We start from the raw sequence: 13226 nt of genomic DNA on the forward strand, positions 1-13226 counted from the left end.
TTGCCCGTCGGCTGTGCAATTTCAGCCGGCGGGCAACCTCATCTATAAATAAAAATATAATAATCAAACAATTAAAAATTGGTATGCCGTTTGCTTAGTTGAATTCAATCTTGTGTACCAGATGGAATTCAAATTATGACAGCAACGATGGGTCTTACTCTGCAGGAATGGCAACACCACTACCAACGGGACGCGCAGTCGGTTTACGCCACGCTGGAAAACCACCTGGCAACGCTGCCCGCCGACGATAACGCCTGGATCTATCTGGCCACTCCCGAACAGCTGCGCGCCCAGATCGCGCCGCTGCTGCCGCGTTACCGCGAGAACCCGGCGTCGCTGCCGCTGTTCGGCGTTCCTTTCGCGGTAAAAGATAATATCGATGTCGCCGGCTGGCCCACCAGCGCCGCCTGCCCGGCGTTTACCTCTATTGCCGAAAACGACGCGAGCGCGGTGGCGAATCTGAAAGCGGCCGGGGCGGTGGTTATCGGTAAGACCAATCTCGATCAATTCGCAACCGGACTGGTGGGTACCCGCTCGCCGTTCGGCGCGGTGCGCAACACCTTTAATCCGGCTTACGTCAGCGGCGGTTCCAGCTCCGGTTCGGCCTCGGTGCTGGCGCGCGGCCTGGTGGCCTTTTCGCTCGGCACGGACACCGCCGGATCAGGCCGCGTACCGGCCGCCTTTAATAATATCGTCGGTCTGAAACCGACCAAAGGCTGGCTGTCGGCCAGCGGGGTGGTGCCGGCCTGCCGGCTGAATGACACGATCTCGGTCTTCGCGCTGACGGTGGCCGATGCCTGGCGCGTGGCGCAGCTGGCGGGCGGATACGACGCCAGCGACGCTTATTCGCGCGCGAATCCAGGGACGGCGCCGGCGGCGCTGCCGGCCGAGCCGCGACTCGCCATCCCGCAGAATCCGCCGTTCTTTGGCGACTCGCTCGCGCAGCAGGCGTGGGAGAACGCGCTGTCTGCGCTGCAGGCCGGCGGCGCGACGCTGTGCCCGATTGATTTTAGCGTTTTTCATCAACTGGCCGAACAGCTCTATTACGGCCCCTGGGTGGCGGAGCGCACCGTGGCGGCGGGCGACATGCTGCAACGGGCGCAGGAGATGGACCCGGTGGTGCATGGCATCATCGCCAGCGGCGAGCGCTATAGCGCGGTCGACGCCTTTAAAGCCGAATATTTGCGCGCCGGGCTGACGCGCCGCATTCAGCAGACGCTGGCGCAGTTCGACGCGCTGGTGGTGCCGACTTCGCCGACTATCCGCACCATCGAAGAGATGAAACAGGAACCGGTGCTGTATAACTCGCAGTTCGGCACTTACACCAACTTCACCAACCTCGCCGACCTGTCGGCGCTGGCGCTGCCGGGGCCGCTGCGCGCCGACGGCTTGCCCGCCGGCATCACCCTGATCGCGCCGGCCTGGCACGATCGCGCGCTGGCGAGCTTCGGCGTGCGCTGGCAGGCGCAACTGGCGCTGCCGCTCGGCGCCACCGGAAAAATGCCCGCCGCGCAGCCGCAGGCGCTGCCCGACTCGCCGCTGCACGTACGGCTGGCGGTGGTGGGCGCCCATCTCAGCGGCATGCCGCTCAATCATCAACTGACCACGCGCGATGCGGTAAGGGTGGAAGAGACCGTTACCGCGGCCGGCTATCGTCTGTACGCGCTGGCCAATACTCAACCGGCGAAACCGGGTCTGGCCCGGGCGCGCCAGGGCGCGGCGATCGCCGTTGAACTGTGGGATATTCCGCTGGCGCGCTTTGGCGAGTTTGTGGCGGAAGTGCCGGCCCCGCTGGGTATCGGCACGCTGGAACTGGCCGATGGCCGTCTGGTGAAAGGCTTTATCTGTGAACCGGCCGCGCTGAGCGATGCCCTTGACATTACCGAGTTCGGCGGCTGGCGCAACTGGCTGGCCCGCGGGGAGAATAGCCATGTTTAATACGGTATTGATTGCCAATCGCGGCGAGATCGCCTGCCGCGCGATCCGCACCTTAAAACGTCTGGGCATCACCAGCGTGGCGGTTTATTCCGCGGCCGATAAAAACGCGCAGCATGTGAAGGACGCGGATATCGCCGTCGCGCTGGGCGGGGAGAAGGCCGGCGATAGCTATCTGCGTATCGACCGTATTTTGGACGCCGCGCGTCAGACCGGCGCGCAGGCGATCTGGCCGGGATACGGCTTCCTGTCGGAAAGCCTGCCGTTTGCCGCGGCCTGCGAACAGGCCGGCGTCGTCTTCGTCGGGCCGACCGCGCGACAGATCGGCGAATTCGGACTGAAACACCGCGCGCGCGAGCTGGCGGCCGCGGCCGGCGTGCCGATGACGCCCGGCACCGCGCTGCTGTCGTCGCTGGACGAAGCGCTGGCGGCGGCGCAGCGGATCGGTTATCCGGTGATGCTGAAAAGCACCGCCGGCGGCGGCGGTATCGGACTGACGCGCTGCGCGGACGACGCGGCGCTGCGTGCGGCGTGGGACAGCGTACGCCGGCTGGGCGAGCAATTTTTCAGCGACGCGGGCGTGTTTCTCGAACGCTGCATCGATCGGGCGCGCCACGTCGAAGTGCAGATCTTCGGCGACGGCAAGGGGCGGGTGATCGCGCTGGGCGAGCGCGACTGCTCGCTGCAGCGCCGTAACCAAAAGGTGCTGGAAGAGACGCCGGCGCCGAATCTGCCGTCCGCCACGCGCGCCGCGCTGCTGGATTCGGCGGTCAGGCTGGGCGAACTGGTCGACTATCGCAGCGCCGGGACGGTGGAATACATCTACGACGCCGAACAGGACGCATTTTATTTTCTTGAGGTGAATACCCGTCTGCAGGTGGAGCACCCGGTCACCGAGTGCGTAACCGGGCTCGATCTGGTGGAGTGCATGCTGCGCGTCGCCGCCGATGAGCCGCTCGACTGGGCGCGCCTGTCGCAGGCGCCGCAGGGCGCGGCGATTGAAGTGCGGCTGTATGCCGAAGATCCGCTGAAGAACTTTCAGCCCAGCCCCGGGGTGCTGACCGAAGTCAGCTTTCCGCCGGACGTGCGTATCGACGGCTGGATTGATACCGGCACCGAGGTGTCCGCTTTCTACGATCCGATGATCGCCAAACTGATCGTCCACGCGCCGACCCGCGAGCAGGCGCTGGCGAAAATGCAGCGAGCGCTGGACGCCACGCGGCTGCACGGTATCGCCACCAACCTGGATTACCTGCGGCAGATCGTCGCTACCGACGTGTTGCGCAGCGGCCAGATCTGGACGCGTATGCTGGACAGCTTCACGCCGTGCGCGCCGGTCATCGAGGTGATTCAGCCGGGAACCTGGAGCAGCGTGCAGGATTATCCGGGCCGGCTCGGCTACTGGGACATCGGCGTACCGCCGTCCGGTCCGATGGACGATTTCGCCTTCCGGCTGGCCAACCGTATCGTCGGCAATGCGCCGCAGGCGGCCGGGCTGGAGTTCACTCTGCAGGGGCCGACGCTGCGTTTCCATTGCGATGCGCTGATTGCGCTGACCGGCGCCGATTGTCCGGCCGATCTGGACGGCGCGGCGCTGGCTTACTGGCAGCCGGTCAGGGTACGGGCCGGCCAGACTCTGACCCTGGGCCGCGCGCAGTCGGGGTGCCGCACCTATCTGGCGGTGCGCAACGGTTTCGACGTGCCGGAGTATCTCGGCAGCCGCTCAACCTTCGCGCTGGGACAGTTCGGCGGCCACGCCGGCCGTACGCTGCGCGTCGCCGACATGCTGGCGATTTCCCGGCCGTCGCTGTCGGCCTGCACCACGCCGGCGCCGATCGACGAGCCGCGCGCGCTGCATCCAGCGCTGATTCCGCACTATGGCAACGAATGGCGCATCGGCGTGTTGTACGGTCCACACGGCGCGCCGGATTTCTTTACGCAGGCGTCGATCGACGAATTTTTCGCCAGCGAATGGCAGGTGCACTATAACTCGAACCGTCTCGGCGTGCGGCTGGTTGGACCGAAACCGAGCTGGACGCGCGCCAACGGCGGCGAGGCGGGACTGCATCCGTCCAACGTGCACGACTGCGAATACGCCGTCGGCGCGGTGAATTTCACCGGCGACTTCCCGGTGATCCTGACGCGCGACGGGCCGAGCCTCGGCGGCTTTGTCTGTCCGGTCACCATCGCCAAAGCCGAACTGTGGAAGGCCGGCCAGCTAAAACCCGGCGATCGTATTCGTTTTTATCCGATGACCTTCGACGAGGCGCTGGCGCTGGAACAGGCCCAGACGCGCAGCATCGACACGTTGCGCGACGAGGCCGCGTCCCTGCCGGCGTTCGCGCCGCCGTCGCTGGCGGCGGGCGCGCAGGGTTCCGCCACCGTGCTGGCCGCCATCGCGGCGGGCGAGGGGACGCCGGCGGCGGTTTACCGTCAGGCGGGCGATAACTACATTCTGATCGAATACGGCGACAATGTGCTGGATCTGGCGCTGCGGCTGCGGGTCCATCTGCTGATGACGGCGATCCGCGACGCGCGGCTGGCCGGCATCGCCGAACTGTCGCCCGGCGTTCGCTCGCTGCAGATTCGTTACGACAGCGCCGTCATCGGCCAGCAGCCGCTGCTGTCAGCGCTGCTGGCGCTGGAGCAACGGCTCGGCGACGTCAGCGACATGACGGTGCCGTCGCGCATCGTACATCTGCCGATGGCGTTCGAAGACGGCGCCACGCTGGGCGCCGTTACCCGCTACCAGGAAACGGTGCGCGCCAGCGCGCCGTGGCTGCCCAACAACGTCGATTTTATTCAGCGCATCAACGGGTTGCCGACGCGCGAGGCGGTGCGGGATATTCTCTTTTCCGCCAGCTATCTGATCCTCGGTCTGGGCGATGTTTATCTCGGCGCGCCGTGCGCGGTGCCGGTCGATCCGCGCCACCGTCTGCTGAGCTCCAAATATAACCCGGCGCGCACCTTTACCGCCGAGGGAACGGTCGGTATCGGCGGCATGTATATGTGTATCTACGGTATGGACTCGCCCGGCGGTTATCAGCTGGTCGGCCGCACGCTGCCTATCTGGAACAAATTCCTGAAGAACCCGCAGTTCGCCGCCGGCGAGCCATGGCTGCTGCGCTTCTTCGACCAGGTGCGCTTCTACCCGGTCAGCGAGGCGGAGCTGGACGCGCTGCGCGACGACTTCCGCGAAGGGCGCGCCGCGATCCGCATCGAAGAGACGCAGTTCGATTTCGCCGAACATCAGCGCTTCCTGCGTGACCACGCGGCGTCGATCGCCGAATTCCGCCGCAATCAGTCGACCGCCTTTGAGACGGAGGTCGCCCTGTGGCGGCAGGAAGAGGAAAACGTGGCGCCGGTCAGCGAGGCGATCGCGCCGCCGGAGCCGGAGACGGACGGCGCGCTGCAGGTCAGCGCCGATATGAACGGCAATATCTGGAAGGTACTGGTGCAGCCGGGCGATCGGGTCGAGGCCGGTCAGCCGCTGATTATCGTGGAAGCGATGAAAATGGAACTGGTGATCCCGTCGCCGCAGGCCGGCCGGGTGAAGCGTATCAACTGCCAGCCCGGCCGTCCGGTGAGCCCCGGCGATGCGCTGCTCTGGCTGGAAGAGGAGCAACAGGATGCGGAGTGAAATGAAAGATAACCGCAAGGGCAAGGCGCGGCCGGAAGCGCTGGCCGAACGGATTTATCAGACGCTGAAAAACGACATTTTCGACTTTCGCCTGATGCCGGGCGATCGCTTCAGCGAGAACGAGATCGCCGAGCGGATGTCGGTCAGCCGTACGCCGGTGCGCCAGGCGTTATTCTGGCTGGAGCGCGAGGGCTATGTCGAAGTCTATTTCCGCAGCGGCTGGCAGGTGAAGCCGTTTGATTTCGAATATTTCGAACAGCTGTATGACTTCCGCATCGTGCTGGAGCGCGAAGCCGTGCGCCGTCTGTGCGGCATGGCGGCCGGCCGCTGCGCCGAATTGCTGGCCGATCTGAAACGTTTCTGGATCGAAACGCCGCGGCTGGAAGAGGGGGAAACGGTATCGCGCCATGATGAAGATTTTCACCGCAGCCTGGTCAGCGCGACCGGCAACGGCGAGATGGCGCGCGTGCATACCGAACTGACCGAGAAAATCCGCATCATTCGGCGCCTCGACTTTACCCGCGAGGATCGCATCGATGCCACCTACAGCGAGCACGCCCGTATTTTACTGGCGATCCTTCAGCATCAGACCGAGGAGGCGCAGCGCATTCTGACCGACCACATTTCCGTGAGTAAGGCTGAAGTCAGAAAAATCACCCTGCATATGTTGCAGCAGGCAAGGCTTAAATCCGTTTCTCCTTCATAATGTTTTCAATCCTTTGGGAGTTAATGTAATGAAAAGACGTAACTTTATTAAAGTGTTCGCCCTTTCTGCCACCGTGGTCGGGATGGGCATGTCGTGGAGCGCCCTCGCGGCGGACACCATCAAAGTCGGCATTATGCATTCGCTTTCCGGCACCATGGCGATCTCCGAAACGCCGCTGAAGGATGTGGCGCTGATGACCATCGACCAGATCAACGCGCGCGGCGGCGTATTGGGTAAAAAGCTGGAGCCGGTGGTGGTCGACCCGGCCTCCAACTGGCCGCTGTTCGCGGAAAAAGCGCGCCAGTTGCTGACGCAGGACAAGGCGGCGGTGGTGTTCGGCTGCTGGACCTCGGTATCGCGTAAATCGGTGCTGCCGGTGTTTGAAGAGCTGAACGGCCTGTTGTTCTACCCGGTGCAATATGAAGGCGAAGAGATGTCGCCGAACGTGTTCTATACCGGCGCGGCGCCGAATCAGCAGGCGATACCGGCGGTTGAATACCTGATGAGCGAAGACGGCGGCGGCGCGCGGCGTTTCTTCCTGCTCGGCACCGACTACGTCTATCCGCGCACCACCAATAAAATCCTGCGCGCCTTCCTGCACGCCAAAGGCGTTGCGGATAAAGATATTCAGGAAGTCTATACGCCGTTCGGCTACAGCGACTACCAGACGATCGTCGGCGATATCAAGAAATTCTCCGCCGGCGGTAAAACGGCGGTGGTGTCCACCATCAACGGCGATTCCAACGTCCCGTTCTATAAAGAGCTGGCCAATCAGGGTATTAAAGCGACCGATGTGCCGGTGGTGGCCTTTTCCGTCGGGGAAGAGGAACTGCGCGGCATCGATACCAAACCGCTGGTCGGTCATTTAGCCGCCTGGAACTACTTCCAGTCGGTGGATAATCCGGCCAATAGCCAGTTTGTCGCCGACTATAAAGCGTATGCCAAAGCGCACCGGCTGCCGAATGCCGATACCGTGGTGACCAACGATCCGATGGAAGCGACCTGGGTAGGGATCCATATGTGGGCGCAGGCGGTGGAAAAAGCCGGCACCACCGATGTGGATAAAGTGCGGCAGGCGATGGCCGGCCAGAGCTTCGCCGCGCCGGACGGTTTCACCCTGACCATGGACCAGACCAATCACCATCTGCATAAACCGGTAATGATCGGCGAAATTGAAGAAGACGGCCAGTTTAACGTGGTGTGGCAGACCGATCGTCCGGTGCGCGCCCAGCCGTGGAGCCCGTATATCGCCGGCAACGACAAAAAACCGGATCACCCGGTGAAATCGGCGCAGTAATTGACGGCCTCCTGACGCGACGGCGCGCGCCTGTGGCGCGGCGCCGTTCGGCTGTACCCGTATCCCGCGCTCGTCGGCCGGGATACTTCTTCATCCTTAATTGCAGGCATTGCGATGATTATTCGTCATGTAACTCAGCTGTTTCTGTCGCTGTGCTTACTGGTTCCGTTATGGGCCCAGGCCAGCCCCGCCGCCGATTTCGCCGCCGCCGGCCGCCCGCAACAGGCCAGCCTGCTGCAGGCCTGGGCCGCCGCGCCGGACGCATCGCGTCTGCCGCTGCTGCAGGCGCTACAGCGGGAAACGCTGGTGGTCGATCAGGCGCAGCGCTTATTTATCGACCGGCAGGGCAAATTGACGCCGCTGGAAGGCGCCGAACCGCCGGCCGGCGCGACCAAAAAACTGTTTATGAATAACCGTCTGCGCGTGCTGGCGGCCAATGCGCTGGCGGCGCACCAGTTGCTGAGCGCGCAGGCGGCCGTGCGGCTGCAGGCGGCGCGCGCGCTGCAAAATAACGCCACCGCGCCGCAGCTCGCTTTGCTGAGCCAGCGGCTCGGCGCCGAACAGGACGAGGCGGTGCGCGCCGCCCTGACGCTGGCGCTGGCCAATCTGCAACTGAGCGACGGCAATCCGCAGGTGCGGCTGCAGGCGGTGCGGCTGCTGGGCGAGACCAGCGATCCGCAGATGGTATCGCGTCTGCAACAACTCACGCAGCCGCAGGGCGAGCCGGACGCCGCGGTGCGCCAGGCCGCGCAGCAGGGACTGGAGCAAATCAAGCAGCGTCTGATGTGGGGCGAACTGCTGGGACAGGCGTTTACCGGCCTGTCGCTTGGCTCGATTCTGCTGCTGGCGGCGCTGGGGCTGGCGATTACCTACGGCTTGCTAGGCGTCATCAATATGGCGCATGGCGAAATGCTGATGCTGGGCGCCTATTCGACCTGGATGGTGCAGAGTCTGTTCCAGCGCTTCGCGCCCGAATGGCTGGCGTATTACCCGCTGCTGGCGCTGCCGGCGGCGTTCTTCATCACGGCGGCGATCGGCATGGCGCTGGAGCGCGCGGTGATTCGCCACCTGTACGGCCGGCCGCTGGAAACGCTGCTGGCCACCTGGGGGATCAGTCTGATGCTGATTCAACTCGTGCGCGTGCTGTTCGGCGCCCAGAATCTGGAGGTGGCCAACCCCGGCTGGCTGTCGGGCGGCATTCAGCTGTTTCCCAATCTGGTTCTGCCGTATAACCGCATCGCCGTTATTCTGTTCGTCGTCGCCGTGCTGGCGCTGACCTGGCTGTTGCTGAATAAAACCCGCCTCGGCATGAATGTCCGCGCAGTGACGCAAAACCGGGCGATGGCCGACTGCTGCGGCGTGCCGACCGGGCGCGTCGATATGCTGGCCTTCGGACTCGGCTCCGGCATCGCCGGGCTGGGCGGGGTGGCGCTGTCGCAACTGGGCAATGTCGGCTCGGAACTGGGGCAGGGCTATATCATCGACTCCTTCCTGGTGGTGGTGCTGGGCGGCGTCGGCCAGCTGGCGGGCACGGTGGTGGCGGCTTTCGGCCTGGGTATTCTGAACAAGGTGCTGGAGCCGCAGATTGGCGCGGTGCTTGGCAAGATACTGATTCTGGTGCTGATTGTGCTGTTTATTCAGAAACGGCCGCAGGGGCTGTTTGCGCTGAAAGGGCGGGTGATTGACTGATGACGCAACCAATAACGCTAACCGCGGCGCAAAAGACGCCGCGCCTGACGCTGTGCATCGGCCTGATCGTGTTGCTGGCGCTGCTGATTCTGCCGTTTCTGGCGCTGCTGCCGGCCGGGCATCCGCTGGCGATCTCGACCTGGACGCTGACGCTGGTCGGTAAAATCCTCTGCTACGCCATTGTGGCGGTGGCGCTGGATCTGGTCTGGGGCTATGCCGGTTTGCTTTCTCTCGGGCACGCGCTGTTTTTCGCGCTCGGCGGCTACGCAATGGGTATGTACCTGATGCGCCAGGCGGCGGGCGACGGGCTGCCGGCCTTTATGTCGTTCCTCTCCTGGAGCGAACTGCCGTGGTTCTGGGCCGGCACGCAGCATTTCGCCTGGGCGCTGTGCCTGATAGTGCTGGTGCCGGGCGGTCTGGCGCTGCTGTTCGGCTGGTTCGCCTTCCGTTCGAAAATCCGCGGGGTCTATTTCTCGATTATGACCCAGGCGCTGACCTATGCCGGCATGCTGTTGTTTTTTCGCAACGAAACCGGTTTCGGCGGCAATAACGGGTTTACCGGTTTCACCACTCTGCTCGGTTTCCCGGTGACCGCCACCGGCACGCGTATCGGCCTGTTCGTGGCGACCGTACTGTTGCTGCTGTCCAGTCTGCTGATCGGACTGGCGCTGGCGCGCAGTAAATTTGGCCGCGTGCTGACCGCGGTGCGCGACGCGGAGAATCGCCTGATGTTCTGCGGCTACGATCCGAAAGGCTTCAAACTGTTTGTCTGGACCCTGTCGGCGGTGCTGTGCGGCCTGGCCGGCGCGCTCTATGTGCCGCAGGTCGGCATCATCAATCCGGGCGAAATGTCGCCGACCAACTCGATAGAAGCGGCGATCTGGGTGGCGCTGGGCGGCCGCGGCACGCTGATCGGCCCGCTGCTCGGCGCCGGTATTGTCAACGGCGCCAAAAGCTGGTTCACCGTGGCGTTTCCCGAATACTGGCTGTTCTTCCTCGGCCTGATGTTTATTCTGGTTACGCTGTTTTTGCCGCGTGGCGTCATTGGCCTGCTGCGCCGGAGGAAGCATGACTGAGTCGCTGTTTACGCAAACCCGGCCGTCGGATCGTCACCGTCAGCAGACCGACCCGGTGCTGCAGCTGGAAAAAATCAACGTCAGCTTCGACGGTTTTCGCGCGCTGACCGATCTGTCGCTGAAAATCGGCGTGGGCGAACTGCGCTGCGTGATTGGTCCGAACGGGGCGGGCAAGACCACCCTGATGGACGTGATCACCGGCAAAACCCGGCCGGACAGCGGACGGGTGTTTTACGATCAGTTCACAGATCTGACCACGCTGACGCCGGTGGAGATCGCGCGCGCCGGCATCGGGCGCAAATTTCAGAAGCCGACGGTGTTCGAAGCGCTGACGGTATTCGAAAATCTGGAGATCGCGCTGAAAACCGATAAGTCGGTCTGGGCCTGCTTGCGCGCCCGGCTGAGCGGCGAACAGCGCGACCGCATCGACGAGACGCTGACGCTGCTGCGCCTCGGCCACGAACGGCGCCGGCCGGCCGGTCTGCTGTCGCACGGCCAGAAACAGTTCCTCGAAATCGGCATGCTGCTGGTGCAGGAGCCGCATCTGCTGCTGCTGGATGAACCGGCGGCCGGCATGACGGACGCGGAAACCGACTATACCGCCGAACTGTTTCGCAGTCTGGCCGGCAAACATTCGCTGATGGTGGTGGAGCACGATATGGGCTTTGTCGAAACCATCGCCGATCATGTCACGGTACTGCATCAGGGGCAGGTGCTGGCGGAGGGCTCGCTGCGCGAAGTCCAGGCCAACGAGGATGTCATCGACGTTTACCTGGGGAGATGAGATGTTACAGATAGCGGATCTTAATCAGTATTACGGCGGCAGCCACATCCTGCGCGGTCTGTCGCTGGAAGCGAAAACCGGAGAAATAACCTGCCTGCTGGGGCGCAACGGCGTGGGGAAAACCACGTTGCTGAAATGCCTGATGGGGCTGATCCCGGCTCGTTCGGGCAGTATCCGCTGGCAGGGCGATCTGCTCAATTCGCGCAAACCGCACCAGCGCGTGCAGGCCGGTATGGCCTATGTCCCGCAGGGACGCGAGATCTTTCCGCGTCTGACCGTGGAGGAAAACCTGCTGGTCGGGCTGGCGCGCTTTCCCGCCGCGCAGGCGAAGCAGGTGCCGGCGGAGATCTATCGGCTGTTTCCGGTGCTAAAGGAGATGAAACAGCGTCGCGGAGGCGATCTGTCCGGCGGGCAGCAGCAGCAGTTGGCGATCGGCCGCGCGCTGGCCTGCCGGCCGCAACTGCTGATTCTTGATGAGCCGACGGAGGGTATCCAGCCGTCGGTGATTAAGGAGATCGGCGCGGTGATCCGCCAGCTGGCGCAGCGTGGCGATATGGCCATTCTGTTGGTGGAGCAGTTCTACGACTTCGCCGCCGAACTGGCGGATAGTTACCTGGTGATGTCGCGCGGCGAGATCGTTCAGCGCGGACGCGGCGTGGATATGGAGCGGGAGGGCGTGCGCGGGCTGGTGGCGATTTAGCCAGCCATACCCGCGTCTGCCGTTAGCCGATGCCGCCGCCCAGCGATTGCCACAGCGTGATGCGGTTGTCGAAGTCGGTCTGGCGCAGGGCGATCAGCTGTTGACGGGCCGACCACAGCGTGCGCTGTGCGGTCAGTACGCTCAGGTAGTCGCCGATGCCGGTCTGATAGCTGCGCTGCGCCAGCTCGTAACTGCGCTGCGCCGCCGCTACATATTGCTGTTGGGCGTCCATCTGTTCGGCCAGCGTTTCGCGGCGCGCCAGCGCATTCGCCACGTCGCTGAATGCGGTCTGAATCGCTTTCTCATAGGCCGCAATCAGCCCTTTTTTCTCCGCTTGCGCATAGTGCAGCTGGGCCACGTTGGCGCCGCCGGAAAACAGCGGCAGAGTCAGGCTGGGCGCGAACGACCAGATGTTGGCGCCGTGGCTGAACAGGCTGGACAGCGAATCGCTGCCCACGCCGGCGCTGGCGGTCAGCGACAGCGTCGGGAAGAAGTTGGCGCGCGCGGCGCCGATATCGGCGTTGGCGCTCTTCAGATTATGTTCCGCTTCCAGCACATCCGGACGCCGCAGCAAGACCGATGAAGAGACGCCGGCCGGCACCAGTACGATCGCCTGCTGATCGAGGTTATCGAGCGGAACGGGCAGCAGGCTGTCCGGCACCGTTTCGCCCACCAGCAGATTCAGCGCGTTGATGTCCTGCGCCACCAGCGTCTGGTAACTGGCGACGCTGGCTCTGGCCTGCTGATAAACCGTCATCGCCTCGCTGACGTCGGTGGCGGCGGCCACGCCTTCCTGCTGGCGTCGCTGAGTGATGCGCAGCGAATCGGCCGCGCTCGCCATGGTGTCTTTGGCCAGTTGCAGATTGCTCTTGTCCGCCGCCAGCGTGATCCAGGCCGTACTGGTTTCTGCAATCAGCGTCAGTCGGGTATTTTGCGCGGTGGCCTCGCTGGCCAGCCAGGTTTCGCGCGCCGCTCTGCTCAGACTGCGGTTGCGGCCGAACAGATCGATCTCGAAGCTGCTGACGGCGCCCTGGGCCTCGCTGCTGCTGCCGACGCCGCTGTCGACGGTGCGGCTGCGCGTGTGGCTCAGATCGGCGCTCAACGTCGGCAACAGACTGGCGCGCTCTTCGCCGTACAGCGCGCGCGCCGCTTCGATATCGGCGATCGCGGCCTGCAGATCGCGGCTGCCGGCCAACGCGCGTTCCACCACGCTCTTCAGCCGGCCGTCGTTGATAATATGCTGCCAGTCGCTCAGCACCGCGCCGTTGTCCGTCTGCGCCGTCGCGCCAGGCCAGGTGGCAGGCACCGGCGCCGCCGGACGCTGATAGTCCGGGTCCAGCGAAATACAGCCGGCCAGCAGCAGGGATAACGAAAGAAGACTAATACGGTAAATCATGCA

Annotated in this window: 9 protein-coding genes; 8 read left to right on the forward strand and 1 reads right to left on the reverse strand. The window is 64.0% G+C overall.

All coding sequences use genetic code 11. The annotated features are described in order from the left end of the window. Positions 1–135 precede the first annotated feature (135 nt). The 8 genes from atzF (at position 136) to urtE (ending at position 11827) form a co-directional block, all read left to right on the forward strand. A complete protein-coding gene (gene atzF / locus FJU30_RS10540; protein ID WP_150434914.1) occupies positions 136–1938 on the forward strand; it encodes an allophanate hydrolase in 1803 nt (600 codons plus the stop codon). Continuing rightward, positions 1931–5575 (forward strand): urea carboxylase, encoded by a 3645-nt coding sequence (uca, locus tag FJU30_RS10545; RefSeq protein WP_150434915.1) that lies wholly within the window; start codon positions 1931–1933, stop codon positions 5573–5575. Before atzF ends, uca begins: the two co-directional genes overlap by 8 nt. Continuing rightward, complete coding sequence (locus FJU30_RS10550) at positions 5565–6281, forward strand: GntR family transcriptional regulator (protein ID WP_191091574.1); 717 nt, start codon at positions 5565–5567, stop codon at positions 6279–6281. The genes uca and FJU30_RS10550 overlap by 11 nt, the downstream gene beginning before the upstream one ends. Positions 6282–6309: 28 nt before the next feature. Next, positions 6310–7578 (forward strand): urea ABC transporter substrate-binding protein, encoded by a 1269-nt coding sequence (gene urtA, locus FJU30_RS10555; protein ID WP_150434916.1) that lies wholly within the window; start codon positions 6310–6312, stop codon positions 7576–7578. A gap of 114 nt (positions 7579–7692) precedes the next feature. Further along, positions 7693–9267 (forward strand): urea ABC transporter permease subunit UrtB, encoded by a 1575-nt coding sequence (urtB, locus tag FJU30_RS10560; RefSeq protein WP_191091575.1) that lies wholly within the window; start codon positions 7693–7695, stop codon positions 9265–9267. Further along, positions 9267–10343: an urea ABC transporter permease subunit UrtC gene (gene urtC / locus FJU30_RS10565; protein WP_150434918.1), complete on the forward strand. Its 1077-nt coding sequence runs from the start codon at positions 9267–9269 to the stop codon at positions 10341–10343. The genes urtB and urtC overlap by 1 nt, the downstream gene beginning before the upstream one ends. Beyond that, on the forward strand, positions 10336–11127 hold the full coding sequence (gene urtD, locus FJU30_RS10570) for an urea ABC transporter ATP-binding protein UrtD (RefSeq protein ID WP_150434919.1): 792 nt from the start codon (positions 10336–10338) through the stop codon (positions 11125–11127). Before urtC ends, urtD begins: the two co-directional genes overlap by 8 nt. 1 nt (position 11128) lies before the next feature. After that, a complete protein-coding gene (gene urtE / locus FJU30_RS10575) occupies positions 11129–11827 on the forward strand; it encodes an urea ABC transporter ATP-binding subunit UrtE (RefSeq protein WP_150434920.1) in 699 nt (232 codons plus the stop codon). Between the two features lie 22 nt (positions 11828–11849). Here the strand turns inward: urtE and FJU30_RS10580 are convergent, their stop codons facing one another. After that, positions 11850–13223, reverse strand: a complete 1374-nt coding sequence (locus tag FJU30_RS10580) for an efflux transporter outer membrane subunit (RefSeq protein ID WP_395858539.1) — start codon at positions 13221–13223, stop codon at positions 11850–11852. Positions 13224–13226 lie beyond the last annotated feature (3 nt).

The sequence above is a fragment of the Affinibrenneria salicis genome, assembly GCF_008710095.1.

Coding starts and splice junctions, on each gene's coding strand:
- urtD (WP_150434919.1), top strand. CDS start 10,336: ATGACTGAGTCGCTGTTTACGCAAACCCGGCCGTCGGATCGTCACCGT.
- urtE (WP_150434920.1), top strand. CDS start 11,129: ATGTTACAGATAGCGGATCTTAATCAGTATTACGGCGGCAGCCACATC.
- urtA (WP_150434916.1), top strand. CDS start 6,310: ATGAAAAGACGTAACTTTATTAAAGTGTTCGCCCTTTCTGCCACCGTG.
- FJU30_RS10550 (WP_191091574.1), top strand. CDS start 5,565: ATGCGGAGTGAAATGAAAGATAACCGCAAGGGCAAGGCGCGGCCGGAA.
- urtC (WP_150434918.1), top strand. CDS start 9,267: ATGACGCAACCAATAACGCTAACCGCGGCGCAAAAGACGCCGCGCCTG.
- FJU30_RS10580 (WP_395858539.1), bottom strand. CDS start 13,223: ATGATTTACCGTATTAGTCTTCTTTCGTTATCCCTGCTGCTGGCCGGC.
- urtB (WP_191091575.1), top strand. CDS start 7,693: ATGATTATTCGTCATGTAACTCAGCTGTTTCTGTCGCTGTGCTTACTG.
- uca (WP_150434915.1), top strand. CDS start 1,931: ATGTTTAATACGGTATTGATTGCCAATCGCGGCGAGATCGCCTGCCGC.
- atzF (WP_150434914.1), top strand. CDS start 136: ATGACAGCAACGATGGGTCTTACTCTGCAGGAATGGCAACACCACTAC.